At 66.5% G+C, this 26164-nt stretch carries 22 protein-coding genes, 1 tRNA gene and 2 other RNA genes; 14 read left to right on the top strand and 11 right to left on the bottom strand.

Annotated elements, in window-relative coordinates; translation table 11 throughout:
• Nucleotides 1-200: 200 nt before the first annotated feature.
• A complete protein-coding gene (locus HLH45_RS16715; protein ID WP_014090388.1) occupies nucleotides 201-1859 on the top strand; it encodes a methyl-accepting chemotaxis protein in 1659 nt (552 codons plus the stop codon).
• An 11-nt stretch (nucleotides 1860-1870) separates the two neighbouring features.
• Complete coding sequence (locus HLH45_RS16710) at nucleotides 1871-2380, top strand: chemotaxis protein CheW (protein ID WP_008576110.1); 510 nt, start codon at nucleotides 1871-1873, stop codon at nucleotides 2378-2380.
• Between the two features lie 42 nt (nucleotides 2381-2422).
• Here HLH45_RS16710 and HLH45_RS16705 read toward each other — a convergent pair whose 3' ends face one another.
• From HLH45_RS16705 to HLH45_RS16690, 4 genes are all read right to left on the bottom strand, one after another.
• On the bottom strand, nucleotides 2423-3529 hold the full coding sequence (locus tag HLH45_RS16705; protein ID WP_008576112.1) for a sensor domain-containing diguanylate cyclase: 1107 nt from the start codon (nucleotides 3527-3529) through the stop codon (nucleotides 2423-2425).
• A gap of 282 nt (nucleotides 3530-3811) precedes the next feature.
• The gene (locus HLH45_RS16700; RefSeq protein ID WP_008576117.1) at nucleotides 3812-3988 is read right to left on the bottom strand and encodes a hypothetical protein; all 177 of its coding nucleotides are present in this window, start codon (nucleotides 3986-3988) and stop codon (nucleotides 3812-3814) included.
• A 149-nt stretch (nucleotides 3989-4137) separates the two neighbouring features.
• Nucleotides 4138-4213 (bottom strand) — tRNA-Ala (locus tag HLH45_RS16695).
• A gap of 92 nt (nucleotides 4214-4305) precedes the next feature.
• The gene (locus tag HLH45_RS16690; protein ID WP_003485983.1) at nucleotides 4306-4707 is read right to left on the bottom strand and encodes an H-NS histone family protein; all 402 of its coding nucleotides are present in this window, start codon (nucleotides 4705-4707) and stop codon (nucleotides 4306-4308) included.
• A 219-nt stretch (nucleotides 4708-4926) separates the two neighbouring features.
• On the opposite strand from HLH45_RS16690, the gene HLH45_RS16685 reads away from it, so the two are divergent.
• Nucleotides 4927-5103, top strand: coding sequence for a DUF3606 domain-containing protein (locus HLH45_RS16685; protein WP_008576119.1), 177 nt, complete (start codon nucleotides 4927-4929; stop codon nucleotides 5101-5103).
• Between the two features lie 14 nt (nucleotides 5104-5117).
• Complete coding sequence (gene ligD, locus HLH45_RS16680; RefSeq protein WP_008576121.1) at nucleotides 5118-7736, top strand: DNA ligase D; 2619 nt, start codon at nucleotides 5118-5120, stop codon at nucleotides 7734-7736.
• Between the two features lie 201 nt (nucleotides 7737-7937).
• Here the strand turns inward: ligD and rnd are convergent, their stop codons facing one another.
• The gene (gene rnd, locus HLH45_RS16675; RefSeq protein ID WP_008576122.1) at nucleotides 7938-9029 is read right to left on the bottom strand and encodes a ribonuclease D; all 1092 of its coding nucleotides are present in this window, start codon (nucleotides 9027-9029) and stop codon (nucleotides 7938-7940) included.
• 207 nt (nucleotides 9030-9236) lie between these two features.
• Between rnd and HLH45_RS16670 the strand changes: the two genes are divergently transcribed.
• From HLH45_RS16670 to HLH45_RS16655, 4 genes are all read left to right on the top strand, one after another.
• Nucleotides 9237-9312, top strand: a non-coding RNA gene (locus tag HLH45_RS16670) — sX9 sRNA.
• 75 nt (nucleotides 9313-9387) lie between these two features.
• Nucleotides 9388-11133 (top strand): formylglycine-generating enzyme family protein, encoded by a 1746-nt coding sequence (locus HLH45_RS16665; protein WP_008576124.1) that lies wholly within the window; start codon nucleotides 9388-9390, stop codon nucleotides 11131-11133.
• Between the two features lie 181 nt (nucleotides 11134-11314).
• Complete coding sequence (locus tag HLH45_RS16660; protein WP_216598959.1) at nucleotides 11315-11575, top strand: hypothetical protein; 261 nt, start codon at nucleotides 11315-11317, stop codon at nucleotides 11573-11575.
• A gap of 54 nt (nucleotides 11576-11629) precedes the next feature.
• On the top strand, nucleotides 11630-12892 hold the full coding sequence (locus HLH45_RS16655) for a virulence factor (RefSeq protein WP_008576125.1): 1263 nt from the start codon (nucleotides 11630-11632) through the stop codon (nucleotides 12890-12892).
• A 292-nt stretch (nucleotides 12893-13184) separates the two neighbouring features.
• On the opposite strand, the gene xseA is transcribed toward HLH45_RS16655, so the two are convergent.
• Together xseA and queG are read right to left on the bottom strand one after the other, a co-directional pair.
• Nucleotides 13185-14522: an exodeoxyribonuclease VII large subunit gene (gene xseA / locus HLH45_RS16650; RefSeq protein WP_008576126.1), complete on the bottom strand. Its 1338-nt coding sequence runs from the start codon at nucleotides 14520-14522 to the stop codon at nucleotides 13185-13187.
• 123 nt (nucleotides 14523-14645) lie between these two features.
• Complete coding sequence (gene queG, locus HLH45_RS16645; protein WP_008576127.1) at nucleotides 14646-15713, bottom strand: tRNA epoxyqueuosine(34) reductase QueG; 1068 nt, start codon at nucleotides 15711-15713, stop codon at nucleotides 14646-14648.
• A gap of 24 nt (nucleotides 15714-15737) precedes the next feature.
• Between queG and HLH45_RS16640 the strand changes: the two genes are divergently transcribed.
• The 6 genes from HLH45_RS16640 to HLH45_RS16615 all read left to right on the top strand — a co-directional run bounded on the left by HLH45_RS16640 (nucleotide 15738) and on the right by HLH45_RS16615 (nucleotide 23452).
• Nucleotides 15738-17225 (top strand): bifunctional ADP-dependent NAD(P)H-hydrate dehydratase/NAD(P)H-hydrate epimerase, encoded by a 1488-nt coding sequence (locus tag HLH45_RS16640; protein WP_008576129.1) that lies wholly within the window; start codon nucleotides 15738-15740, stop codon nucleotides 17223-17225.
• Nucleotides 17222-17722 carry a tRNA (adenosine(37)-N6)-threonylcarbamoyltransferase complex ATPase subunit type 1 TsaE gene (tsaE, locus tag HLH45_RS16635; protein WP_008576131.1) on the top strand — a complete coding sequence of 167 codons (501 nt, stop codon included), beginning with the start codon at nucleotides 17222-17224 and terminating at the stop codon, nucleotides 17720-17722. Before HLH45_RS16640 ends, tsaE begins: the two co-directional genes overlap by 4 nt.
• A 70-nt stretch (nucleotides 17723-17792) precedes the next feature.
• On the top strand, nucleotides 17793-19493 hold the full coding sequence (locus HLH45_RS16630) for an N-acetylmuramoyl-L-alanine amidase (protein WP_046931940.1): 1701 nt from the start codon (nucleotides 17793-17795) through the stop codon (nucleotides 19491-19493).
• A 138-nt stretch (nucleotides 19494-19631) separates the two neighbouring features.
• A complete protein-coding gene (mutL, locus tag HLH45_RS16625; protein WP_014090376.1) occupies nucleotides 19632-21509 on the top strand; it encodes a DNA mismatch repair endonuclease MutL in 1878 nt (625 codons plus the stop codon).
• Nucleotides 21509-22444, top strand: coding sequence for a DUF1684 domain-containing protein (locus HLH45_RS16620; protein WP_008576137.1), 936 nt, complete (start codon nucleotides 21509-21511; stop codon nucleotides 22442-22444). Before mutL ends, HLH45_RS16620 begins: the two co-directional genes overlap by 1 nt.
• Before the next feature lie 33 nt (nucleotides 22445-22477).
• Entirely contained in the window at nucleotides 22478-23452 is a 975-nt protein-coding gene (locus HLH45_RS16615) for a TraB/GumN family protein (RefSeq protein ID WP_033479045.1), read from the top strand.
• Nucleotides 23453-23505: 53 nt separating this feature from the next.
• Here HLH45_RS16615 and HLH45_RS16610 read toward each other — a convergent pair.
• From HLH45_RS16610 to gluQRS, 4 genes are all read right to left on the bottom strand, one after another.
• A non-coding RNA gene (locus HLH45_RS16610) (sX9 sRNA) lies at nucleotides 23506-23580 on the bottom strand.
• A 56-nt stretch (nucleotides 23581-23636) separates the two neighbouring features.
• The gene (phaR, locus tag HLH45_RS16605) at nucleotides 23637-24212 is read right to left on the bottom strand and encodes a polyhydroxyalkanoate synthesis repressor PhaR (protein ID WP_007965709.1); all 576 of its coding nucleotides are present in this window, start codon (nucleotides 24210-24212) and stop codon (nucleotides 23637-23639) included.
• Nucleotides 24213-24371: 159 nt separating this feature from the next.
• A complete protein-coding gene (phbB, locus tag HLH45_RS16600; RefSeq protein WP_011347745.1) occupies nucleotides 24372-25112 on the bottom strand; it encodes a beta-ketoacyl-ACP reductase in 741 nt (246 codons plus the stop codon).
• A gap of 82 nt (nucleotides 25113-25194) precedes the next feature.
• A complete protein-coding gene (gluQRS, locus tag HLH45_RS16595; protein WP_008576143.1) occupies nucleotides 25195-26094 on the bottom strand; it encodes a tRNA glutamyl-Q(34) synthetase GluQRS in 900 nt (299 codons plus the stop codon).
• Between the last annotated feature and the right edge of the window lie 70 nt (nucleotides 26095-26164).

Below are 26164 nucleotides of genomic sequence, written 5' to 3'. Positions count from 1 at the left end.
CGCGTGATCTGTCACAAAAGCGCAGATTCGATTTGATGAATAGGCACTCCGGCCCTGGATGCATCTCAAGCGCGTTTTGTCGTCGCCGATAGCCATTAGCGATGGGTTAGACCAGCCGTATCGCCATGCGCGGTACGCGCAGCGCCATCGCCTTCCTGTAGCGCATGTCGCCCACGCATCCTTCTTGAGAGAACTCCCCAATGTTAGGCAACTTCAGAATCGGAACCAGACTGATCGTGGCATTCCTGATCGTCTCGGCCATCGGCGCATGCATCGGGTGGGTGGGCTATTCCAACTCCGGCCGCATCAGCGCGCTGTCGACGTCGTTGTACGAGCGCGAGTTGCTCGGCATGTCCCACGTCAAGGAAGCCAACATCAACCTCATCTATGCCGGCCGCGCGCGCGCCAACCTGTTGTTGGCCAGCAGTGCAGAAGAGCGCCAGTCGCATGTGCAGAACATCGACAAATACACCGCCAAGGTGGTCGATCACATGGCCCGTGCGCGGGAGAGCTTCCAGAGCGAGGAAGGCAAGAACAAGCTGGCGCAATTCGATCGCGCCTGGCAGAAGTATCTGGACGAGCGCGGCCGCTTCATCGAAGTCGCCAACCGCGAAGCGTTGCGCGAGGCCAATCCGGAACTGGCCGCGCTATCGCGCGCGGTACGCGCCAGCTCGGACGAAGTGGATAACCTGATGACCGACCTGAGCGGCCTGCGCGAGCGCAGCGCCGCGGCGGCCAACGCCGAAGCCGATGCGATCCACACACGCAGTTCCAGGCTGTTGGTGGCCATCATCTGCAGCGGCGTGTTGCTCGGTGCCATTCTCGGCGTGGTGATCAGCCGCAGCGTCACCGGGCCGATCCGCCGCGCGGTGGCGGTGGCCAACGGTTTGTCGGAAGGCGATCTCACCATGCGCATCGATGTGCATGGCCGCGACGAAACCGCGCAACTGCTCGAAGCGATGCGCACCATGGTGCAAAAGTTGTCGCAGGTGGTCGGCGAGGTCAATACCAGTGCCGAAACCCTTGCCAGCGCGTCGGAAGAAGTCAGCGCCACTGCGCAGTCGCTGTCGCAGGCGGCCAGCGAACAGGCCGCCGGTGTGGAAGAAACCAGTGCGTCGCTGGAGCAGATGACCGCATCGATCAGCCAGAACACCGAGAACGCGCGCATCACCGACGGCATGGCCACCCAGGCCGCAAAAGAAACCGTGGAAGGTGGCGAAGCGGTGGTGGCCACCACCCAGGCGATGAAGCAGATCGCGCAGAAGATCGGCATCATCGACGACATCGCGTACCAGACCAACCTGCTTGCGCTCAATGCCGCAATCGAAGCCGCACGCGCCGGCGAACATGGCAAGGGGTTTGCCGTGGTCGCCGCCGAGGTGCGCAAGCTGGCCGAACGCAGCCAGGTGGCCGCGCAGGAAATCGGCGAGGTGGCCAGTTCCAGCGTGGAATTGGCCGACCGCGCCGGTCGTTTGCTGGATTCGATCGTGCCCAGCATCAAGCGCACCTCCGACTTGGTGCAGGAAATTTCCGCTGCCTCCGAGGAGCAATCTTCCGGCGTCAGCCAGATCAATTCGGCGGTCGTGCAGTTGAGCCAGACCACGCAGCAGAACGCCAGCGCATCCGAAGAGCTGGCCGCCACTGCCGAGGAAATGAGCGCGCAGGCCGAACAGCTGCAGCAGAGCATGGCGTTCTTCCGGCTGGGCGGGCAGGGCGCGCCGACTGCGCCGCCCAAGCGCGGCAAGCAGGTCGCTGCGCGGCCGGCGCGTGCGGCGGGCACGCGTGGCTGGCGCAGCAACGCAGCGCCGGCGTATGCGATGTCCGAGGGCCCGGACGAAGGCCAGTTCGCGCGTTTCTGAGAGAGCGACCAATGACCGCACCGACGCTTGATGTGATGCCCGGCGACGCCGATGTCGCCGCGCAATATCTGACCTTTCAACTGGATGGCGAAACCTTCGCCACCAGCATTCTGGGCATTCGCGAGATCATTCAATACCGCGCTCCCACACCGGTGCCGTCGATGCCGGATTGCGTGCGCGGGGTGATCAATCTACGCGGCGCGGTGGTGCCGGTGGTGGATCTGCAATCGCGGCTGGGGCGCGCAGACAGCACGATCGGCAAACGCAGCTGCATCGTGATTGTGGCCAGCGAACAGGCGCAGGGCACGCAGGTGATTGGCGTGCTGGTGGATGCGGTCAATGCAGTGATCGAACTGGCCGATCAGGACATCGAAGCGGCGCCGTCGTTCGGCACGCATATCCGCCGCGATCTGCTGCGCGGCATGGGCAAGGTCGGCGAGCGCTTCGTGGTACTGCTGGAGATGGAGCAGGTGCTGCAAGTGGACGAGATCGCCGGAAACACCGACGCACTGGCGGCCTGAGCGACAGCCGTGCAGCAGGGCGATCGGCGCAGTCTGCGTCGATCAGGCCCGCAGTTGCCAACCGTCAAAGCCGTGCACGCGGTTGCGGCCATCGCCACGCGCCTGCTGCAACGCGTGCCGCGCACGGGCCAGCAGGGTATTGCTGTCGAGCGCGGTTGGCGTGGCAACGTCCACCACACCTGCGCTGAGCGTCAACGGGCCGGTGGGCCAGTGCGCGTCTTCCACTGCCTTGCGCAAGTCTTCGGCAGTGGCAAGGGCTGCAGATGCAGCGGTCTCCGGCAGCGCCACGCAGAATTGATCGCAGGCCAGACGCGCCACGAGTGCATCAGCCGGAAGCTGCGCTTCCAGCAATGCAGCGACCTGCAGCAAGGTGGCATCGGCCACTGCCGCGCCGGCCTGCAATTTTTGCCGCTTGAAGCCGTCCAGTTCGAGCAGCATGAAACCCAGGGGCGCATCGGCGGCAGAGCTGGGTGCGTCGGCAAGCGCGTGCAAGGCGTGCTCCAGCCCGGCACGATTCCATCGCCCGGTGAGCGCATCGCGCAGTGCATCCAGCTCCACCAGCCGCGCGGCCTGTTGCAGTTCGATGGTGCTGACGACTTGCCTGGCCAAGGCTTGCAGCGCGTCGCGCTCGGTCACCGACAGGCGCCGCGGAACGCGATCCAGCACGCACAGGGTTCCCAGTGCGATGCCGTCCGGGGTCAATAACGGCGCGCCTGCATAGAAGCGGATCTGCGGCTCGCCTGTCACCAGCGCGTTGCGCGCAAACCGCTTGTCCAGGTGGGTATCGCCGACTTCCATCACCTGATCGGGTTCGAGGATGGCATGCGCGCAAAACGACAATTCACGCGGCGTCTCGCTCTGCTGCATGCCGAGCCTGGATTTGAACCATTGCCGATGGGTATCGACCAGCGAGATCAGCGCCATCGGCATCCGGCAGAGCGCGGCTGCGATCGAGGTGAACGCGTCGTAGCTCGGCTCCGGTGCGGTGTCCAGCAGGCGGTAGGCATGCAGTGCCTCCACGCGCTCATCTTCGTTGGCCGGCAGGCGCGCCCCCGGAATGGCGTTGACGCCTCCTGGCAGTAACGTTGCCTGGATCAGGTTCAACGCGGGTGCATCGGGTATCTGCATGCAAAGCACCACCGGGAACAAGGCGCCATCAAGGCGATGAGGGGTTGACGCGACAACGCACTGGCCGATGCGACTGCAACCTTGGCAAGGCACCGGTTCCCAGGGCAGCGGCATATCGGCGAGCGCCTGTCCGGATCTTGCCACAGGAACGCGTGGCTGGCCGGTGCAGGGCTTTCAGTCCCACGGATGCAGCGGTCTCAGCTGCACGACAGGATGCAACGCGCCTCCGGCGATGCAGCACGGAAGTTCACCGCATCGGCGTGCCGCGGCGCTGCCCGATGCCAGGCAGCATGCTTGGCCAACTCACTCTCCCTGGCCAGCCTTGCCAGTGGGGCGACGGCTTTGCTCGTCGTGCACCTTCAGATCTTCCTGGCCCGGGCGTTGCTTGGCGGCATCGTCGTGCTTGCGGTCTTGCTGGCTCTCGGTCACGCCGTGCGCATCGTCGGCGACGTCATCGGGCTGCTGGTCTTTCTTGCTCATGGTGTGGTCCGCTGTGGAGTGAAGCCGGACGTTAGCGCGCGCGATGTGATCCCCACGCCACGGCGACCGGCCGGCCCTGCACCGCAACACCCTCAAAACGCGCAAGCCCCGGAAACATGACGTCTCCAGGGCTTGTGCGTTTGACTCGATGGTGGAGCGGAAGGGGATCGAACCCTCGACCTTCGCGATGCGAACGCGACGCTCTCCCAGCTGAGCTACCGCCCCACGTGCTTCGATTCTACCCACAAGCCGCGCGGTTCGCCAAGCGAAGGGCGCGGCCGACGGTGCGAGGCGGCACTGTCGTGCGGGCTATCGCCTTACTCGCGAACCAGCGGAAACTTGAGGTCCGGGTTCTTGGCCTTCCATTCCTTGTACGACACCGACCCTTCCCAGGCAGCGAAAGCCTTCGGCGTGCGGCCACGACCGGACCAGGTTTCGCCGGTGTGCGGTAGCTCGTACTTGGGCTTCACTTCGCTGCGGCCGCTCTTGACCACTTCCTTGCGCGCGGCAGTGGTGCCCAGGTAAGCGGCAATGTCGTTGCGCTGCTTGGTGTTGAAGTGACCGGCGAACTGCTCGAGCAGCGAAACGATGGTGGCATGCGCAGAGGATGCCTCGCTCGCGCGCTCGGTTTTCTCCTGTTCTTCCAGCTTCTGCAATTCGTCCAGCAGCTTGGCTTTGGCTTGCGCGATGGAATCCAGTTTCGAAGAGGTATTGCTCACAGAGGTATGGCCTCGGAATAAGAGTGGACACGCCGCCCGAAGGGCGCGCGACATTATGGCATGTGGCCCGGGAGCGGCCGTTGTGGAACAGGGGCTTGCACATGGCGTGAACAGGCCTTTCACGACGCCTGTTCGAACGCTTTCGCATTGTCGCTACGGGCGCTGCTGGGCCGAAGGCTCACGTTAGCAGACCCGACCACGACGATACAGGAGCATGTCATGAGTGACGACAAACGCAACGTCGGTTCGCCAGACCGCGACCGCATCAACGTCAATGAAGCCTATGAGCTGCAGTACTGGACCAAGACCCTGGGCGTCAGCGCCGAGGAGTTGCGCGCGGCCGTGCAGAAGGTGGGGCCAATGGCCGCCAGCGTACGCCAGCACCTGGGCAAATAAGCGGAAGGTCCGTCATGAGCCTGAGCGAATATCGCCGCAAGCGCAGCTTTAACAAGACCCGCGAGCCGGAGCCGGGCAAGGCCCTGCCGCCGGGGCAGCGTGCGATCTTCGTGGTGCAACTGCACCACGCCAGCCGCCGCCATTACGACTTTCGCCTGCAGGTGGGCGATGCGCTCAAGAGCTGGGCGGTGCCGAAGGGTCCCAGTTACGACCCCAAGGTCAAGCGCATGGCAGTGGAGGTGGAAGACCACCCGGTCGATTACGCCAGTTTCGAGGGCGAGATTCCCAAAGGCGAATACGGCGGCGGGCATGTGGCGCAGTTCGATCATGGCGTGTGGGCCACCGCGGGCGACCCCGAAGCGCAATTAGCCAAGGGACATCTGCGCTTTGAGTTGTTCGGCAACAAGCTCAAGGGCGGTTGGCATCTGGTGCGCTCGGGCAAGCCGGCGCGGCAGCCGCAGTGGCTGTTGTTCAAGGACGACGATGCCTACGCCGGCACGTTGGAGGCCGATGACCTGCTGGCCGACGTCGCTGCCGCGCCTGCCGAGGATGTACGCCGCGCAGGCGCCGGCAAGACCCAGCGCAAGGCGCTGACGACCGTGCCGCCGCCGGCGGCGAAGAGGCGTGGTACCTGGGCGAAACAGGCGCTGGCGCTGAGCAATGCACGTCGCGCCGAGATGGAAGATGCCCCGTTTGCACCGCAGCTGGCCAAGCTGGGGCAGTCCCCGCCAGAAGGGGCGCAGTGGCTGCATGAAATCAAATGGGACGGTTATCGCATCCTGGCCACCGTGACCAACGGCAAGGTGAGGCTATGGTCGCGCAATGCATTGGAGTGGACCGACAAGACGCCGGAAATTGCCGATGCCATCCGGTCGCTGGGCCTGCGCAGCGCGCAGATCGATGGCGAACTGATCGCCGGACGCGGCACCAAGGACGACTTCAACCTGCTGCAGGCCACCTTGTCCGGCGAGCGCCAGGTGCCGCTGGCGCTGGCGGTATTCGACCTGTTGCATGTGGACGGGGTGGACATCAGCGAGGCGCCGCTGCGCGAACGCAAGCGGCTGTTGCAGCAGGTGCTGGAGGCTGCACCTCACACGCATCTGGCCTATAGCTCGCACGTCGAAGGCGATGGCACCGAGGCGTTCCGGGTGGCCGGGCAACAGCACTTCGAAGGCATCATTTCCAAACGCGCAGATCGCCCGTATCGCGATGGGCGTAGCGACGATTGGCGCAAGACCAAGCAACTGGCCAGCCAGGAGTATGCGGTGGTCGGCTACACCGCGCCCAAGGGCAGCCGCAGTGGCTTCGGCTCGCTGTTGCTGGCCGCGCCGGATCCGGTGCATGGCTGGTTGTACGTGGGCCGTGTGGGCTCCGGGTTCTCCGATGCCTTGATGCGCGAGGTCACCCCGCAACTGGAAGGTGGCGGGCGCAAACCCACCGCGCATATTCCCACCGAAGACACCGACCTGCGCGGCGCCACCTGGTTTGCGCCGCGCTTTGTGGTGGAGGTGTTCTATCGCGGCATTGGTGGGCAACAGTTGTTGCGCCAGGCATCGTTCAAGGCGCTGCGCCCGGATAAGCGCATCGCCGATCTGGCCGACAGCGATGCCGGAAATGGCCCGGCTACACCGTCCTCTGCCAGGCGTTCGGCAACAACGCGTGCTGCCAAAGACGCAGCAACGCAGGCGCCCAAACGTGCAGCGACGCGGGCAACAGCGCCTGCGCGCAAATCTGCGGTTGCCACACCTTCCTCGGCTGCGCTGCCGACGCTGTCCAGCCCGACCAAGCTGATCTACCCGGATATCCGCGCGACCAAGGGCGATGTCTGGGACTATTACCAGGCGGTGATGGACCACCTGTTGCCGCAGATCGTGGGACGGCCGCTGTCCATCATCCGCTGCCCCAGCGGCGCGGAAAAACCGTGTTTTTTCCAGAAGCACCATACTGCCGGCCTCGAGCGAGTGAGCTCGGTCAAGCTGACCGAAGAGACCGGAACCAACGCGTATTACCTGGTGGTCGAAGACGCGCCTGGCCTGCTGGAACTGGTGCAATTCAATGCGCTGGAATTCCACCCCTGGGGCTCGCATGCGGACCGCCCGGATGTGGCCGACCGGGTGGTCTTCGATCTCGATCCGGGCCCGGACGTGCCGTTTGCCGAGGTCAAACGTGCGGCCAACGATATTCGCAAGCTTTTGGCGCAGCTGGAGCTGGAATCGTTCTTGCGTGTGTCTGGCGGCAAGGGGCTGCACGTGGTGGTGCCCCTGAACCCCGGCTGCGATTGGGAGGTGACCAAGCGTTTCGCCAAGGGATTTGCCGATGCCCTGGCACAGGCGCAGCCGCAGCGGTTCATCGCCACTGCCACCAAGCGACTGCGCAACAAGCGCATCTTCGTGGACTACCTGCGCAACGGCCGTGGCGCCACTGCGGTTGCGTCCTATTCGTTACGCGGCCGCCCGGGGGCGCCAGTCGCCTTGCCGCTGGCGTGGTCGGACCTGTCCAAGCTGCAGCGCGCCGATGCATTCACTTTGCGCGATGTCCCGGAGAAGCTGCGCCGTCGGCGCAAGGATCCCTGGGCAGACATGGACGGCATCCGGCAAAACCTGGCGCGCTGGGCAGAGCAGGACGAGGAGTGACGTGCTACGGCGCAGAGAATGCCGGCATCGCCGCGCGGGTGCGACCGGTAATGAAATCGCCGTGCGACGCAGGCGCTTCGCAAGGTCCTCACGCCTTCCAATACTGCTTGCGAGGCGGTCTTCGCCGGCTCGGCGCCGCCTGTCCGCATCTGACGAAGAGCCCGCATCGCTGCGGGCTTCTGTGCCATCACCGCCGCAATCCTACGCCGCAGTGTCGTCCAGCAGCGGCATCAGCTGTGATTCCAGCAGGGCACGACGCCATTGGCCCAGCGCCGCAGGCCAGCTGCGTTGTTCCATCAGGGTTTCCAGGTGGCGGCGCGAGGCCAGCAGGCCGTCCGGCAGGCCGAGTTCGCGGCTACGCTGCGCCACCGCGTCCTGCAGCCGTTTGAGTACGGCCTTGTTGCCGTCGGTGGCGGCCTGCGCCAGCGGCGCGTGCTCTTCGTCCGGCAGCGGGGTGTTGAGCGCATCCCACACCGCGTTGGCAAGCTTGCGCGGCGCCTTGGGGAATTTATCGAACTGGCGCAGCAAGGCTTCCAGATCGGCGGGCGGAAACCGCGCCAGCTGGCTGGCCAGCTCGTTGTCCAGGATCCAGCTGCGCGGTCGATCGCTCTGCCGCGCCTGCAGGTCGCGCCAACGCAGCAGGCGCAGCAGGCGTCGTTGCGCCGCCGGTTCCAGGAACTGTGCGGCACGCAGGCTCACATGCGGCCAGCGCTCGCCATCGTCGTGCTCCACCGTGGCGAGCAGGCGCTCGGCATCTTCGGCCAGCCACTCCAGACGGCCCTGCTCGGCGAGGCGGCGGGTGAGCGCGTCGTGGATCGCAAATAGATAGCGAACGTCGTCGGCGGCATATTCCAGTTGCGCCGGCGACAGCGGGCGACGCATCCAGTCCGAGCGTGTCTCGCCCTTGGTCAGCAAGGTGCCGGTGACTTCCTGCACCAGTTTCTGGTAGCCCATGCCGCCGCCGACACCGGCCAGGGCCGCGGCGATCTGGGTGTCGAACAACGGCCGCGGCAAGGCGCCACACGCGCATTTGAATGTGACCAGGTCTTCGCTGGCGCTATGCATCACCTTGACGATGTCGGTGGCGGTCAACCACTCCTTGAGCGCCGCATTCATGCCGGGGATCAGCGGGTCGATCAGCAGGATCTCATCGCCGATGGCCATCTGCACCAGGGCCAGCTGCGGCCAGTAGGTGCGTTCGCGAATGAATTCTGTATCCAGGCCGATGCGCGACGGTCGCGCTGCCTGCAGGCGGTCAGTCAGCTCGGAGGGGTGGATGATCCAATGGGGCACGTGATTTCCGTCGGCGGCAAGGGTTTGCGCAGAGCGCGCAGAATAGCCTAACGTCGCGATCGCCTGTCGTGCGGCAGAGCACTGGAAGGAGCAGGTGGTGGGTGAGTGCGGTGACCGGATGGCAGCGTGGGCAATGGTCGCGCTGAGGGCGACTGGCAAAATTCCTGCGCAGCCAGCAGGCGGGCGCGGCCGCTGTGCGGAATCGGCATCTGGCACGCCTACGCTCCGGTTCCTGCGCGCCCGCCTTGCCCGCCCGAGCGCTGCGCGCTGCGTTTTGTTGGCCGCTCTTAGCCTGTGCGCCTGTTCGCGCACGCCCACGCCCGCGCCTGCGGTCGCGCCGCAACCGGCACCTGCCGCCGTGCCGAGCAAGCCGAACGTTTCCATCGGTGGCGAAGAATCCGCCGAAACCGTGGCGAAATGGCAACCGCCGGTGGTGGAGTTGGGCGACGAGCCCCTGGCGCAGGTGCGCAAGCGTGCCGACCAGGCATTGCGGGAAGACCGCCTCTATCGCGACGCCGGCGATGCGATCCCGTTGTATCTGGCGATCCAGCAGCGCGCCGGTGGCAAGGATGCAGCCAGCCGGCGTGGCCTGGAGCAGGCGCGTGACCGGTTGCTCGAACGCGGCGCGGCGCTGATCGCACAAACCGAGCGCCAGGACGACGCGTTGGAGCAGGCGCGTGAGGTGGCCTTCGTCGCGCTTGCCCTTGCGCCACAGGACCCGAAGGTGCGCGCACTGCAGCGCGAGGTGGAAACCGCGCAGCGCGTGCTGGCGTTCAACCGCGCCGGTGAAGAAGACCTGCGCGGCGGGCGGCTGGGCGAAGACGGCAATGGCGCGCTGGTGAATTTTCGCGATGCCGCGCAATTGGATCCCGACAACCCGCGCACCCGGCAGGGCCTGGCCGCCGTGGAAAGCGGCCTGCTGGAGCGCGCCGAACAGGCGGCGCAGGCGAGCGACTTCATCGGTGCACGTTACTGGCTGCAGATGGCGGGGCAGGTACGCGATCGCGCGCCCACCATCGCCGATGCGCGCGCGCGGGTGGAACGCGTGCGCCGGGCGCAGATCGCGGCGTTGCACGACGCCGGTCTGCACGATCTGACCTCGCCGCGCGGGCTCAAGGCGGCCGGCGAGAAGCTTGCCGAAGTGTTGCGCATCGCCGACCCCGGAGACCCAGTGGCCGGCGATCTGCGCCGCCGGCTGGAACTGGCCACGCATTACGGCAGCTTCCGTCCCGGGCAGGTGTTCACCGACGGGCTCAAGGTCGGCGGGCGCGGGCCGCAGATGATCGTGGTGCCGCATGGCGCATTCCAGATGGGAGCCGGCGATGCGGAGCCGGGCGCTTCCGACAACGAGCGCCCCGCCCATTACGTGCGCTTCGCACGCGGCTTTGCGTTGTCGATCACCGAGGTCACGGTTGCCGAGTTCCGCCAGTTCGTCGATGCCACCGGCGCACGCCCGCGTGCCACCCGGCGTGGGCATTCGGTGGTTTACGACGAGCGCAGCGGCAACTTCATCCGCCGCAGCGGCGTGGATTGGCAGTCCGACTACAACGGCGCCCAGGCCGCGCCCAACAGCCCGGTGATGCACGTCAGCATTCGCGACGCCGAAGCGTATGCGAGCTGGCTGTCGGAACAGACCGGCCGCCATTACCACGTGCCCAGCGAGGCCGAGTTCGAGTATGCGGTCCGTGCCGGCACCACCGGACGTTACCCGTGGGGCAACGCGGGCTCGCCGCCGGCCGACGCCGGTAATTTCACCGGCGGCAACGACGTTTCGCGCAGCGGCCGGCACTGGAACAACGGCTTCGTCGGCTACGGCGATGGCTTCTGGGGTCCGGCGCCGGTCGGCAGTTTTCGCGCCAACGCCTGGGGTCTGCACGATATGGGCGGCAACCTGAGCGAATGGGTGGCCGACTGCTGGCACGCCAGCTACCGGCGTGCACCGGCCGATGGCGCTGCCTGGTACAACCCGGGCTGCCGGCAACGCATGATCCGTGGCGGCAGCTGGGCCAATTCGCCGCAACAGGCGCGCGCGGCCTGGCGGCAGTCGCAGGATTCGGACACCACCAGTGCCCGTATCGGCTTTCGCGTGGCACGCGGAATCTAGCGACGACCTACGGCGGATGGGCGCGTCGATCGTGCGGTTCGTGACTGCAGGCTTCGGCTTGCCGTCGCTGTCGCCGCGAGCGCTTTCGGCTCGGCCCTAAAATCTGGGGACGCCTTGGCGGGGGCGTGTTCGCTCCGACAGAGTCGGCTCGGGGCGCGGCTAGGCGAGAAAGGCATCTGTCGTGCACGACGAGAAACTCGGCCAAAAGAGCGCTGCAGTCGCGCGAGCGCCTCTGGGGATCGAGGACCCGCGGACGGCGGGCGCTTCCATCCAGCAACGTTCCGAGGACGACGAACGCAAGCGAAATTTCCGAGGCGGCAATCCCCGGCCGTTAGCGGTGCAGTGGGCGCTTGCAGGCGATGCGCCGCGCGGACCAAGCGTTGTGCGCAAGGTGGGGTTCAGTTGGCTTAACAGCGATGAACACCGCGTGCATGCGCAGTGAAACCGGCCGTGTCTGCTGTGGTCAAATCGCAACCGCTATCAAGGGACTGCCGTCATGGGCATGGGGATCAAAATGTTTCGTTGGGTGATTGCGATCTTGCTGATCGGCGGCAGCGGCTATGCCGTGGCGCGGCATCTGCAGGACAGTAATACGGCTGGGCATTACGGCTCGGTCGAAGTTCTCCGCCCGGAAGGGACGCCCAAGGCGATGGTGATCCTGCTGCCCGACAGCGCTCATCCGCAAGACAGCCAGAAGCTGGCCGACCTGCTGAGCGACGATGGCGCGCTGGTGGCAGTGGTCGACACCGCAAACTATCGTGAACACGTGCGCTCGCACCAAGCCGCCTGCAGCTCGCTGGCCGACGATGCCGAGCGACTGGGCAAGAAATTGTTGCGCGCCGAACACGTCGATGCGTTCCTGCCGCCGGTGCTGGTGGGGCAGGGCGATGGCGCGGTGCTGGCGCGTCAGGCGGTGGCCTCGGCCGCGCCCGACGTGCTGGGCGGCGCGGTGGTTGCCGACGCCGGCACCAAGGATCCAGGCCTGGCGTGCTCGCGCGATCTGCCCAATGCCAGTCAGGGCTTCCTGGACGATCTGGCCGATGCATCCAGCCCGATGCAGATCGCAGCGGCCACACGCGGGCACTTCCTGGCTGCGCAGTCGCAGGGCCTGGGCGACCTGCCGCTAGTGGAACTCCACGCACCTGGCAGCGACCGTCTGGTGGTGATGTTGTCCGGCGATGGCGGCTGGCGCGAGCTGGATAAAGGCATTGCCGCGCAGTTGCAGCAGCAGGGCGTGTCGGTGGTGGGCTGGAATAGCCTGCGCTACTTCTGGGGCAGCCGCACGCCGCAGCAGGTCGGGGCGGATCTGGATCGGGTGATCGCCAGCTATCGCCAGCGCTGGCATATCCAGCACGTCGCCCTTGTTGGGTACTCGTTCGGTGCCGATGTGTTGCCGTTCGCCTATCCGGAACTGTCGCCCCAGCAACGCGCTTCGGTGCAGTTCGTCAGCCTGCTCGGCCTGGGCCACGAGGCCGACTTCAAGGTGCGCGTCGGTGGCTGGCTGGGCTGGCATAACGACGCCGAGCGCGATGTGGAGCCGGCCATCCAGGCGCTGGACGCGCACCGCCTGCAATGCATCTACGGCAACGAAGAAAAGGACACGCTGTGCCCGGAGCTGCGCGCACGTGGCGTGCAGGTGCTGGCGCGTCCGGGTGGGCATCACTTCGACCATGATCCGGTGGTGCTGGCCAATCTGCTGATGGAGGGCTGGCAGCATGCAGCGCAGACGCCGATGGCGGAAACAGCAAGCCGCTCCTGAAGCCGCTTGCAACCGACGAAGCGTTGCATAACGTTTTCTGGAGCGGTTGATCGACAAGCGGTGATCGGCACTGAGCACCTTCTTGCGTAGGTGCTCAACGTTGAAGTCCTGCTGGCGGCCCTGCTCCAGCGAAATCGCGGACTCGCCCGGCCCTGTGGCGTGTTTCGAAGGCGCTCTCTGGCACCGCGCCTATCCTTGTGGCACTCCGTGCAATGGGCATCTTCGAAGAGTTCATGTCAGCGCTTAGCGCCGGCCTTGCTGCGGGAGCGACGGCGCTGCGCATGGCTTGCGGTCAGCTTTCGCCAGACTCCACACGCACCTGGATGCTGCCATCGGCCAGCTGCGCGCGCAGGCGTTCGCCCGTGACCACCTCGGCGGCGCTGCGCACCACGCTGCTGTCGGCAGGGCGGGTCACGATGGCGTAGCCGCGCGCGACTGTGGCCAGCGGGCTGACCGCTTCCAGCGAGCGTGCAATGCTGCGCAGTTGCAGCTGATCATGCTGCAGGCGGCGTTGCATCGCCGCCTGCGGGTGCAGTGCCCGCAGGCGTTGCTGCAAGCCGGCCAGCTGGCGTTGCGGGTTGTGTGCTTGCAGCTGCGCTTGCCCACGCTGTAAACGCGCCTGCAAGCGTTCGAGCACCTGCGTCATGCGCGCACGCAGCTGGCGACCGGCGTCTTGCTGGCGGCGATGGAGCAGTTGCAGGCGCGCCTGCGGGCTCTGCGCACGCAGCCGCAGTGCCAGTCTGTCTGCGCGTTGCATGGCATTGCCCAAGGCGTGTTGCTGCAGTTGGGTCATGCGTGCCTGCGCACGCCGCACGCGCGCGACCAGCTCGCGTTGATCGGGCACCAGCAATTCGGCCGCGACCGAGGGCGTGGGCGCACGCACGTCGGCCACGAAATCGCTGAGGCTGAAGTCGGTCTCGTGGCCGACTGCAGACACCACCGGCGTCTGCGCGGCGGCGATCGCGCGCGCCAGGCGTTCGTCGTTGAAGGCCCACAGATCTTCCAGCGAGCCGCCACCGCGGGTGATCAGGATGACGTCGTAGCGCCCGGAAGCATCGGCGCGTTGCAGCAGTGAGGTGATCTGTGCGGCAGCGCTGTCGCCTTGCACCAGCGAGGGCAGTAGATCCACTTCGAGCAGCGGAAAACGCCGCGCCAGCACGCTGAGCACATCGCGCACCGCCGCGCCGCTGGGCGAGGTGATCACCGCCAGCCGCTGCACATGCGCAGGCAGTGCCTGCTTGCGTTCGGCATCGAACAGGCCTTCGGCGGCAAGACGCGCGCGCAGTTCGTCGAAGGCGCGACGCAGGGCGCCTTCGCCGGCTTCTTCCATATGGTCGAGCACCAGCTGATAGTCGCCGCGTGCTTCGTACAGGGTCACGCGCCCACGCGCGAGCACGCGCAGGCCTTCGCGCGGCTGAAATTTCAGCCAGGTGCTCTTGGGCTTGAACATCGCGCAGCGGATCTGCGCGCGCGCATCCTTGAGTGTGAAATACAGATGTCCCGACGCGGGACGGGTGACGCTGCTCAGTTCGGCTTCTACCCACACCAGCGGGAAGCTGCCTTCCAGCAGGTCGCGCGCCAGTGAATTGAGCTGGCTGGGAGTGAGGATCTGATCGTTGCGGTCGGCCATCGCTGCATTATCCCGTAGCGACGACGGTCATGGGTGATCTGCTGCGAATGCCGATGCCGCCGGTGGCTGCGCCGATCGCGTGCACGTGCAGGCCGCGGCTGCTGCATGCGCGACGCGTGCGGGTCAGAGGTCGTGTTGCGCCAGCGCCCAGCCAACGTGTTCGCGCACCAGCGCCGAGTCGTCGTGGCGACGCGCTTGCAGTGCGGCCAGGACCTCTGGCGTGCCAGGCGCATTGCCCAGGCCCACGGCAATATTGCGCAGCCAGCGCTCGTGTCCGCTGCGGCGGATCGGGCTACCCTCGGTGCGGCGCAGGAACTCGTCCTCGTTCCAGGCGAACAACTGCGGCAGCGTGGCCACGTCCAGGTCGTTGCGGGCGCGGAAATCGGCTTCGTCGGTGCGCTTGGCGAACTTGTTCCAGGGGCAGATCAGCTGGCAGTCGTCGCAGCCGAAGATGCGGTTGCCGATCGGCTTGCGCATGTCTTCGGGAATTGCGCCGTCGTGTTCGATGGTGAGGTATGCGATGCAGCGGCGCGCATCCAGCCGGTAGGGCGCGATGATGGCTTGCGTGGGGCAGATGTCGATGCAGCGCGTGCAGGTGCCGCAATGCGCGGTGGCGGGCGTGTCGATCGGCAGTGGCAGGTCGAGGTAGATCTCGCCGAGAAAGAACCACGAGCCGCCATGACGATCGATCAGGCAGGTGTGTTTGCCGATCCAGCCCAGGCCGGCATTGCGTGCCAATGCGCGCTCCAGCACCGGCGCCGAATCGACGAACACGCGGAACCCGAATGGGCCGATTTCGCCCTGGATGCGCTCGGCGAGCTTCTGCAGCCGGTTGCGCATCAGCTTGTGATAGTCGCGCCCCAGCGCATAGCGCGCCACATAGGCGCGGTTGCCGTCGTGCAAGGTGTTCCAGGCTTCGGTGTCGTCCTTGCGGCCGTAATCCATGCCAACCGACAACACGCGCAGGGTGCCGGGAACCAGTTCCTGCGGGCGCGAGCGTTTGTCGCCGTGCTGGGCCATCCAGTGCATGGTCCCGTACAGTCCTTCCTCCAGCCAGCTACGCAGATGCACCTCATCCTCGCCCAGCTCAATGCCGGTGATGCCGCACCGTTGAAAGCCGGCTTCGCGCGCAAGCACGCGAATGCGCGCAGCGGTATCGGCAGGGTCGGGGTGGGCAAGGGCGGCAGACATGGCGACAAGTATAGAATTCCCTGCATGTACGCACCGCTCGATCTTTACGACACCACCGCCGCGCGCACGCTCGATGCGCAGGCCACCACGCTGCTCGGCGGCGATGGCTACACCCTGATGCAACGCGCCGGGCAGGCGGCCTGGCAGTGGTTGCTGGAGCGCTGGCCGCAGGCGCGCCGCATCGTGGTGGTCTGCGGCACCGGCAACAATGGGGGCGACGGCTATGTGCTGGCGCGCCTGGCACACCGCGCAGGGCGTCAGGTGCGCGTGGTGCACCTGACCGAACACGGCCCCGGCTCGGATCTGGCGCAGCGCGCCTGTACCGACTACCTCGCCGTCGGTGGGGCAATCGAATTGTTTCCGTATCCGCTGGCGCAGGTCGATGTGATCGTCGATGCGCTGTTCGGCATCGGCCTGAATCGCGCACCCGATGATGCAACCGCCGCCCTGATCGACGCCATCAACGCGGCGGGCGTGCCGGTGTTTGCGCTGGATGTGCCCAGCGGCATCGATGCCGACCATGGGGTGGCCTTCGGTGCGGCGGTACGCGCAGCACTGACCTTGCAGTTCATCGTGCCGCATCTGGGGCTCTACACCGGCGATGCGCTGGAACATGCCGGCGAGCGTCAGATCGCCGCGCTGGAGGTGCCGCTTTCAGCGTTCGACGGGCTCACGCCAGCCGCACATAGTTGGAGTGGCGAGGCCCTTGCGGCGCAATTGCGCCCGCGTCGCCGCAACACGCACAAGGGCGAATCGGGGCGGGTGCTGTGCGTGGGCGGCAATCTCGGCAGCGGTGGCGCGATCATGCTGACCGCCGAAGCGGCGTTGCGCAGCGGCGCCGGGTTGGTGCAGGTCGCAACGCGCGCCGAGCATGTCACGCCGCTGCTGGCGCGCTGCCCCGAAGCGATGGCGCGTGCCGTGCAGGCCGATGACGACATCGCCACATTGACCGAGGCGGCAGATGCAGTCGCGCTCGGGCCCGGGCTAGGGCAGGACGCCTGGGCGCAGGCGTTGTGGCGTGCGGCGCTGGGCGCCGCTACGGCGGTGGTGATCGATGCCGATGGGCTGAATCTGCTGGCCTCCACCGACGTTGCAGCGTGTGGTCCGCGCATCTTGACGCCACATCCGGGCGAAGCCGGTCGTCTGCTTGGCCTTTCGACCCGACAGATTCAGCGCGATCGTCCGGCTGCTGCCGCTGCACTCGCAAAACGCTACGACGCCGTGGTGGTGCTCAAGGGCGCCGGCACCGTGGTCGCGTCGCCAGGTCACTTGCCGCGCATCATCGATGCGGGCAATCCCGGCATGGCGGTCGGCGGGATGGGCGATCTGTTGACCGGCGTCATCGCGGCATTGCTGGCGCAGGGATTCTCGCCGTTCGATGCCGCCAGCCTTGGCGCCTTGTTGCACGCCTGTGCCGGCGATGCGGCCGCGCACGCAGGCGAGCGCGGCCTGCTGCCCACCGACCTGCTTGCCGAGCTGCGCCGCCTCGCCAACGCTGGAGCCATCGCATGATCGACCTCAACGGACAGCTGCACGACGTGCAGGCCACCGAAACCCTGGGCCAGGCGCTGGCCGCCGTGCGACCGGCCAGCGCGGTGGTGCAGCTGCATGGCGACCTGGGCGCGGGCAAGTCCACGCTCGCGCGCGCGCTGTTGCGCGCACTCGGTGTCACCGGGCCGATTCGCAGCCCCACCTACACCTTGGTCGAACGCTATCCGCTGGCAACCGGCGATGAAGCCTGGCACCTGGACCTGTACCGCATTGGCCATGCGGGCGAGCTGGATTTTCTCGGGCTCGACGAGGGCAGTGCGAGCTTGTGGCTGGTCGAATGGCCGGAGCGCGGTGCTGGCGTGCTGCCGCCAGTCGATCTGGACGTTGAACTGGCCGTGGCTGGCGAAGGCCGCAGCGTTCGGTTGCTGGGCCGCAGTGCGATCGGGCATGCCTGGATGGAAAGGCTGTCCAAGCAGCCCCAGTTGCAGGCCCTTTTTGCCTCCTCACGAGAAGAATGAACGCCAGGTTATGGATTATTAAGGGAAATTGCCTTGCAATTCACACAGTTGGATGCTTGAATCCAGCGCCATGACACCGGGGATCCGCCAGCTCTGTCTTTCCACCCTGACCGCCAGCTTGAGCCTGGCGGTTTTTGCTGCATGGGGCGGCGAAATCAAGGGGGTTGGCGTCAGTACCGGGGCCACCGGGACCCGTGCAGAAATTCAACTGGCCGGCAGCGGCGGCTTCAAAACGCTCTCGCTGGCGAACCCGACGCGCCTGGTTGTCGATTTTCCCGAATCCTCGGGCATGCGCGGTCTCAAGCTGCCGTCCGCTGCCGGATTGGTGACCTCGGTACGCACCGGTCAGCCGGTGCCTGGCACATTCCGTGTGGTGTTCGAACTGGCAACGCCGGTGACGCCGCTCAAGCCGCAGATGCAGACGCTGGGTAGCGTGTCGACATTGGTGATCGAATGGCCTGGCGATCCGGCGCCGGCGGCGGCCTCCGCCGTTGCTGCGGCTGCACTGACGGCAGCCCCGGCGCCGCGTCCGCTCAATGCGCAGGCCGAAGCTGCACGCGCAACGGCCGCCCTGGCCGCATCTGCGCAACGTGCCTCCTCGGTGCCGCCGTCCCAGCCGTCGACTCCGCCGCCTGCACCGTCTGTGCCGGCATCGGCGCTGCCCACTGTCACTCAGGCCCCGGTACCGACCACTGTCGCTACCGGTGTGCCGACGCCTCGGCCTGCCACCTCCGGTGCACCAGCGCCGACCGGCGTTGCCGGCAACACGCCGAACCGCGCCGCCGGGGCCGCTGCCAACGTTACGTCCGGCGCGGTGGTGGCGGGCAGCAGCGCATCTGCAGCTGCCATCTTGAATGGCGGCAGCGCACCGATGGGCGCAACCTCCGGTAATGCCGCGGCAAATGCCCCCAATAGCGCCTCGAGCGCGGTGGCTGCTGCAGGCGACGACGACCTGCCGCCGCGCCCCGTGCTGCCAAGCGAAGCGTCGCGGGTCAAGATGGCGCCGGGCATGCGGCCGTTGATCGTGGCGATCGACCCGGGCCACGGCGGCCAGGACCCGGGCGCCATGGGTCCCACCGGCAAGCGCGAGAAGGACGTCACCCTGGCGGTCGGCCGTGAACTGGCACGCCAGGTCAACGCCACGCCAGGCATGAAGGCCTACCTGACCCGCGATACCGACGTGTTCATTCCGTTGCCGATGCGTGCGCAAAAAGCCCGCGCCGCCAAGGCCGACATCTTCATTTCCATCCACGCCGACGCCGCCGAAAACCGCAGCGCCACCGGCTCCTCGGTGTACGTACTGTCGACCAAGGGAGCCTCGTCGCAACGTGCGCGCTGGCTGGCCGACAAGGAAAACGCGGCCGATCTGGTTGGCGGCGTGCGCCTGCAGCAGACCGAAAGCACCCTGGCCAACGTGTTGCTGGACCTGGCTCAGAGCGGCCATATGAAGGCCTCCGAAGATGCCGCCGGCCATGTGCTTGGAGGATTGAAGCGCATCGGCAACAACCACAAGCCGCAACTGGAACGCGCCAACTTCGCGGTGCTGCGCACCTCCGACATGCCGGCAATGCTGGTGGAAACCGCCTTCATTTCCAATCCGGACGAAGAACGCCGCCTGATCGATCCGGCTTATCAGCGCAAGATCGCTGGCGCCGTGCTGGACGGCATCGATACCTTCTTTACCCGCCAACCGCCGCCAGGCACGTTGTTCGCAGCACGTGCGCAAGCCGAAGCCGATGCAGTCGGCACCGTGGCCGGCGGCAGCCGCTGACCCGCTCGGCTATCATCCCGCACTGATTCCTTAGATGACGGCGACTGTGCGCCGCCGGATTGCCGTGCCGAGGTCTGTCTTGCCTGTCACACCGCCGATCTACCGCGTTTCGCGCGTGCTGCAATGGAGCGTGCGCTGATGGCGATCCGCCAGCTGCCCGAGATTCTGATCAACCAGATCGCTGCCGGCGAAGTCGTCGAGCGGCCCGCATCGGTGGTCAAGGAACTGGTCGAAAACGCACTCGACGCCGGCGCCACGCGCGTGGATATCGAGCTCGAGGAGGGCGGCGTCCGGCTGATCCGCATCCGCGACAACGGGGGCGGCATCGCCCCGGACGAACTGCCGCTGGCCGTGTCGCGGCATGCCACCAGCAAGATCGCTTCGCTGGACGACCTGGAAACCGTCGCCACGCTGGGCTTTCGCGGCGAAGCCTTGCCGTCGATCGCCTCGGTCAGCCGCTTTACCCTGACCTCGCGTCGCCACGACGCCGAGCACGGCTCCGCATTGGAAATCGACGGCGGTCGCCTGGGCGAGGTGGTGCCGCGCGCGCATGCGCCGGGCACCACGGTCGAAGTGCGCGAACTGTTCTTCAACGTGCCGGCGCGGCGCAAATTTTTGCGTGCCGAACGCACCGAACTCGGCCATATCGAAGAGTGGTTGCGTTCGTTGGCACTGGCGCGGCCGGATGTGGAATTGCGCGTCTCGCACAACGGCAAGCCGTCGCGGCGGTACAAGCCGGGCGATCTGTATTCGGACGCGCGGCTGGGCGAAACCCTCGGCGACGATTTTGCGCGCCAGGCCTTGCGCGTGGACCACAGCGGCGCCGGTCTGCGCCTGCACGGCTGGGTTGCGCAACCGCATTACTCGCGTGCCAGCACCGACCAGCAGTACCTCTACGTCAACGGCCGTTCGGTCAGGGACCGCAGCGTGGCGCATGCGGTGAAGATGGCCTACGGCGATGTGCTGTTTCATGGCCGTCAGCCGGCGTATGTGCTGTTTCTGGAGCTGGACCCGGCACGCGTGGACGTCAATGTGCACCCTGCCAAACACGAGGTGCGCTTCCGCGAAGCGCGGCTGATCCACGATTTCGTCTATCGCACCCTGCAGGATGCCTTGGCGCATACCCGTGCCGGCGTCACGCCAAACAGTATCGGCAGCGATGGTGCCGGCGACCCAGGGGCGACCGCTGGCGGGCTGGGCAACATTGCTGGCAGCGGTGTTCCGAACCACGGCAACGCACCTGGCAGCAGCGGTAGCGGCTACAACTACCCGAGCTGGACGCCTTCGCAAACGCCGCTGGGACTGCGTGTGGACGAGGCGCGCGCCGCCTACAGCGCGCTGTACGCGCCGCCGCCCAGCAGTGCGCAGCAATCGGCAGGCATGCCGAGCATGGCCGGCACCGGGTTGCCGGCAACTGCGCAAGACAGCGGTGTTCCGCCGCTCGGTTATGCCGTCGCGCAGTTGCACGGCATCTACATCCTGGCCGAAAACGCCGAAGGCTTGATCGTGGTCGACATGCACGCGGCGCATGAGCGCATCGGCTATGAGCGGCTCAAAAATGCGCACGACAGCATCGGCCTGCACGCGCAGCCCTTGCTGGTGCCGATGACGCTGGCAGTGGGCGAGCGCGAAGCCGACACCGCCGAGCGCGAAGCGGAGACCTTGGCCACGCTCGGCTTCGAGATCACCCGGGCCGGCCCGCAGTCGCTGCACGTGCGCAGCATTCCCGCGCTGCTGGCCAATGCCGAGCCGGAGGCGCTGCTGCGCGATGTGCTGGGCGATCTGCGCGAGCATGGTCAAAGCCGCCGCATCGCCAGCGCACGCGACGAACTGCTCTCCACCATGGCGTGCCACGGTGCAGTGCGCGCCAACCGCCGCCTCACCGTGCCTGAAATGAACGCGTTGCTGCGCGATATGGAAGCCACCGAACGCTCGGGCCAGTGCAACCATGGCCGACCGACCTGGGCGCGGTTTACGCTGAGCGATATCGATCGTTGGTTTCTGAGGGGGCGTTGATGGCAGTGCACGGGGGGAAGGGCTGGCTGCTCGGCATGCTGGTCGCAGCGGCGTTATTCGGTTGCGGGCGCGATGCGCCACCGCCGGCTGCGCCGGTCGCACTCGACAAGACATTTCTGGCCGACACCGCCGCCTGGCGCGAAGCGCGGCTGAAGGAACTGCGCGCGCCCGATGGCTGGACCAGCCTGGTTGGCCTGCATTGGCTGTCGCTGAAGGCGCATTACATCGGCAGCAGCGCCGGCAGCGGTATCAGACTCGCGGTAGGCCCACCGAAGATGGGCATGGTGTCCACCGAGAACAACGCGGTCTGGTTCGTGCCCGAGCGTGGTGCCGCGCTGACCCTCGATGGCAAGCCGCTGACCAGCCGGATCCGCTTCCAGTCCGATCGCGATCCGCAGCCCACCCTGATCCATTTCGACGAGGGCAAGGGCGTGTTGAGCCTAATCCATCGCGGCGACCGGTATGCGCTACGGGTCAAGCATGCCGACGCGAGCTCGCGCACGCACTTCGCGGGTCTGGACTATTGGCCCGTGGATCCATCCTGGCGCATCAACGCGCGCTATGTGCCCAACTCCGTCGGCAAGACCATCCCGATCGTCGACATCGTCGGGATCAGCAGCGAGCAGCCGAACGCGGGCGCGATCGAGTTCGAGCGCGACGGCAAGACCTACCGATTGGAAACCATCGGCGAGCCAGGGCGGCCGATGTTCGTGGTATTCGCCGACCGCACCAGCGGTCACGGCAGCTATCCGGCTGGACGTTTTCTGGATCTGGACGTGCCCGATGCCTCGGGGCATGTCATCGTCGATTTCAACCGCGCCTACAACCCGCCATGCGCGTTCACCCCATTCGCCACCTGCCCACTGCCGCCGCCGGAAAACCGTATCGATCTGGCGGTGTCGGCAGGCGAGAAGGCCTACAAGGTGCCGCACTGACATGCGCGCCATTCGCATGTGCGGAGAAGCCTGGTGACCGGGCGACGGACCACGTTGACGCGCCAGCGGATTGCCACCTGGTGCAGCGGCGCGCTGCTTGGCCTGGCCTTGTGGAGCGGCGCGCTCGTACCGGTGTGGGCGCGTGGTGCCGGCCACGCGCCGGCAGGCCCGCCGGTGCCGCTGCTGTGGAAGGTCGATGGCAAGGGCGGCACGCTGTATCTGCTGGGCTCGTTTCATGTGCTCAAGCCCAGCGACTACCCGCTATCGCCGGATGTGATGCAGGCCTTCGCCAAGGCCGACCGTCTGCTGTTCGAATTGCCGCCTGACGATGCGCAATCGCCCGAGCTGGCCAGTCGCATGCTGCAGGCGGCGCGGCGCACCGACGGGCGTACGCTGCAGGACACGCTGGATGCGAAGACCTGGCAGGCGCTGAGCGCCTACGCGCGCAAGTACGGCATGTCGCTGGCGAGCCTGCAGCCGCTCGAGCCCTGGTTCGTGGCGCTGACTATCAGCCTGGCGGAGATGACCCGGCAAGGCATGGACCCGAACGCGGGGCTGGACCATTACCTGATGGAACAAGCGCAGGCGCGCGGCAAACCGGCCGACGGCCTGGAGCGCGCCGCCGAGCAAATCGCCTTGCTCGACGGCATGTCGCCGACCGAGCAGCATCAGTTGCTGGAAGAGTCGCTGGACGAGGCCGATGCCACCGACCAGCTACGCCAGCTGCATGCAGCCTGGCGCAATGGCGATGTGCATACGCTGTCCACGCAGATGGCCGAAGACATGCGCCGCCAGTATCCGGCGCTGTATCAGGACATCAATGTCGAGCGCAATGCGCGCTGGGTGCCGCGGCTGGAGCAGCGGCTCGGCAAGGGCGGCGGAACCACGCTGGTGGTGGTCGGTGCGCTGCATTTGCTGGGCAATGACGGGGTAGTGGAGCGTCTGCGTGCGCGCGGCTACCACGTGGAGCGGATCTGCTCTGCCTGCACAACGCAGGCCGGCCACTGATTGGCTGCGCCTGGGAGCCTGAGGCTCCTGGCGCAGCGTTCGGTATCTCAAGCGGTCGACATCACACCGCGACCAGCCGTCAGCTGGCATGGCCGGCGCAGCGGAGCCGGGGTGTCCGAGCAGCGCCTGAGGATTCCGGCACCGGCCGCACCTGCCTGGCGGCTGCGCAATGGCGTGTTGTCTATTAGCCGCGGTTGCGGGCCTTGCCGGTCGTGCCGTGATTGCCGCCAGCCGAGCCATGCGTGCCGGTTCCCATCGGGCCGCTGCCCAGGCCGCTCGCCCCAGGCGGGCTCGGCGGTGTGCCCGGGCCACCCGGGCGGCCGAAGCCGGCGCCGAAGTTGCGCTGGAACTCCTGCCACAACTCCAGGTTGCGCTCGGTCAACTGGTTCATCATCGCCCACGGGGTCTGCCCGAGCAGGTTGCCCATCTGCTGACGGAACTGCTGCTGCTGATCCAGGAACACCTGCATGCTGCGCTCCAGGTAATTGCCCATGAAGCCCTGCAGCGAGTCGCCATAAAACCGGATGATCTGGCTCAGCAACTGGGTGGAGAGCATCGGCTCGCCGTCCTGCTCGCGGTCGGCGATGATTTGCAGCAGCACTGCGCGGCTGAGGTCCTCGCCGCTCTTGGCATCGCGTACTTCGAATTCTTCGCCATCGATGATCAATTGGCGCACATCTTCGATGGTGATGTAGCTGGAGATTTCCGTGTCGTAGAGACGGCGATTGGGATACTTCTTGATGATGCGAAGTCCGGCCATGGAACGTTCACCCACACTGATAGTGCGCGCAGGATGGCGCACCGCAGCAGCGCTTGCAACAGCCAAAAGGCCTTATTTGCCTAAGCGGACACATTAAAAATGTTGCGCAGCATGGTTTTTGAGCAAAATCCATGCTGCACCGCAAAGTTGCAGCAAACGTTACCAGCCCATGTGGTGGCCGCCGTTGATGTCCAGATTCGAGCCAGTGATCCAGGCAGCCTCTTCCGCAACCAGAAACGCCACCGCGTAGGCGATCTCTTCCGGACGGCCCAGGCGTCCGGTGGGGATATCGGCCACGATCTTGGCGCGCACTTCTTCCGGAACGGCCATCACCATGTCGGTGGCCACATAACCGGGCGAGACCGTGTTGACGGTGACCCCGAATGCCGCGTTCTCGCGCGCCAGCGAGATGGTGAAGCCGTGCATGCCAGCCTTGGCGGCAGCGTAGTTGGCCTGGCCATACTGGCCCTTGAGCCCATTGATCGAGCTGATCTGGATCACCCGGCCCCAGCCGCGTTTACGCATGCCCTCGATCACCGGGCGGGTCACGTTGAAGACCGAATTGAGGTTGGTGTTGATGACCTCGTGCCACTGCTCGGCACTCATGCGGTGGAAGGTGGTGTCGCGGGTGATGCCGGCGTTGTTGACCAACACCTCGACCGGCCCCAGCGAGGATTCGACGTCTTCCACCAGCGCGCGCGCATGCTCGGACGAGGCGACATCGCCGCGAAACAGGGCGACCTCGTACCCCTGCGCCTGCATGCGCTGCTGCCAGTCGCGTGCCTTTTCTTCGTTGCGGAAGTTGCTGGCGACCCGGTGGCCCTGGTCGGCCAGGCGCTTGCAGATGGCAGTACCGATACCGCCGGTGCCGCCGGTGACCAATGTGACGCGAGATGTCATGACGACTCCAATCAACAAGTGAGGCTGAGGGCGATTCGGGTGCGGGACTGCTGCGCCCGGACGCCGGTGCTGGGCCGCAATTCTAGTCACGCTGGAGGCCGGATGCGCGCGCATCGAGGTCCAGCTGGCGTTGGCGTGGAAGCAGCCGTGGCGAAAAATGCTGCACGGCGTGCTGCAGCAGGGTTTCCACGGCTGCATGCCGCGGCAGTGCGTCGGCCTGTTGGCCCAAGGCGACCCAGGCGGCGTGCAGGGCCGGCAGTGGATCGGCGTCGTCCAGTGCGGGTGCATCGTGTGACTTGGACAGCTTGCGGCCGTCGCGATCCAGCATCAGCGGCAGGTGCAGGTAGCGCGGCTGCGGCAGGCCCAGTGCGCGCTGCAGCACCATCTGGCGCGGGGTGGAGTCGAGCAGGTCGGCGCCGCGCACCACATCGGTGATGCCCTGCGCCGCATCGTCCACCACCACTGCCAGTTGGTACGCCCAATACCCGTCGGCGCGGCGCAGCACCACATCGCCCACCTCGGCGTAGACATCCTGCAGCACCGGTCCTTGCAAGGCGTCCTCGAAGCCGACCGGCGATTGCGGCGGCACCCGCAGGCGCACCGCACGGCGCTCGCCCAATGGCGCGAGGCAGGCGTGGTGGATGCCGCCCATGCCGGCCAGATCGGCCCGGCTGCAGCTGCATTCGAATGCCTGGCCGGTTTCCAGCAGCTGAGTGATAGCGTCGGTGTAGGCCGCATCGCGCTCGGACTGCCGCATCACCGGCAGGTCCGAGTGCAGCCCGAATGCGGCCAGCGTGCGCAGCTGACGTTCGCTGGCGCCGGGTTCGGCACGCGGCGGGTCGATGTCTTCGATGCGTACGCACCACTGCCCACCGTCATGCCGGGCCAGCAGCCAGCTGCCGAATGCAGCCAGCAGGGAGCCGAAGTGCAGGGGGCCGGTGGGCGAGGGCGCGAAGCGGCCGAGATAAGGGGGCGATGGCATGGGCAGCTGAATCGTCGGTCAGGTGCTTGCTTGATTTCAAGCCGCAACACCCGCAGATCCGCACCAGTTC

It is taken from the genome of Xanthomonas euvesicatoria (genome assembly GCF_013112235.1).
In the GTDB taxonomy this organism is placed as follows: Bacteria; Pseudomonadota; Gammaproteobacteria; order Xanthomonadales; family Xanthomonadaceae; genus Xanthomonas; species Xanthomonas euvesicatoria.
The sequence above is the reverse complement of the archived record's forward strand: the minus strand, read 5'-3'. Positions and strand labels throughout refer to the sequence as shown.

Bases quoted from the DNA above. Each gene is read 5' to 3' on its own strand.
- phbB (WP_011347745.1), bottom strand. From the start codon at position 25,112: ATGACATCTCGCGTCACATTGGTCACCGGCGGCACCGGCGGTATCGGT.
- gluQRS (WP_008576143.1), bottom strand. From the start codon at position 26,094: ATGCCATCGCCCCCTTATCTCGGCCGCTTCGCGCCCTCGCCCACCGGC.
- ligD (WP_008576121.1), top strand. From the start codon at position 5,118: ATGAGCCTGAGCGAATATCGCCGCAAGCGCAGCTTTAACAAGACCCGC.
- HLH45_RS16630 (WP_046931940.1), top strand. From the start codon at position 17,793: ATGACACCGGGGATCCGCCAGCTCTGTCTTTCCACCCTGACCGCCAGC.
- HLH45_RS16655 (WP_008576125.1), top strand. From the start codon at position 11,630: ATGGGCATGGGGATCAAAATGTTTCGTTGGGTGATTGCGATCTTGCTG.
- queG (WP_008576127.1), bottom strand. From the start codon at position 15,713: ATGTCTGCCGCCCTTGCCCACCCCGACCCTGCCGATACCGCTGCGCGC.
- mutL (WP_014090376.1), top strand. From the start codon at position 19,632: ATGGCGATCCGCCAGCTGCCCGAGATTCTGATCAACCAGATCGCTGCC.
- HLH45_RS16715 (WP_014090388.1), top strand. From the start codon at position 201: ATGTTAGGCAACTTCAGAATCGGAACCAGACTGATCGTGGCATTCCTG.
- HLH45_RS16640 (WP_008576129.1), top strand. From the start codon at position 15,738: ATGTACGCACCGCTCGATCTTTACGACACCACCGCCGCGCGCACGCTC.
- HLH45_RS16620 (WP_008576137.1), top strand. From the start codon at position 21,509: ATGGCAGTGCACGGGGGGAAGGGCTGGCTGCTCGGCATGCTGGTCGCA.
- HLH45_RS16685 (WP_008576119.1), top strand. From the start codon at position 4,927: ATGAGTGACGACAAACGCAACGTCGGTTCGCCAGACCGCGACCGCATC.
- HLH45_RS16710 (WP_008576110.1), top strand. From the start codon at position 1,871: ATGACCGCACCGACGCTTGATGTGATGCCCGGCGACGCCGATGTCGCC.
- HLH45_RS16700 (WP_008576117.1), bottom strand. From the start codon at position 3,988: ATGAGCAAGAAAGACCAGCAGCCCGATGACGTCGCCGACGATGCGCAC.
- xseA (WP_008576126.1), bottom strand. From the start codon at position 14,522: ATGGCCGACCGCAACGATCAGATCCTCACTCCCAGCCAGCTCAATTCA.
- phaR (WP_007965709.1), bottom strand. From the start codon at position 24,212: ATGGCCGGACTTCGCATCATCAAGAAGTATCCCAATCGCCGTCTCTAC.
- tsaE (WP_008576131.1), top strand. From the start codon at position 17,222: ATGATCGACCTCAACGGACAGCTGCACGACGTGCAGGCCACCGAAACC.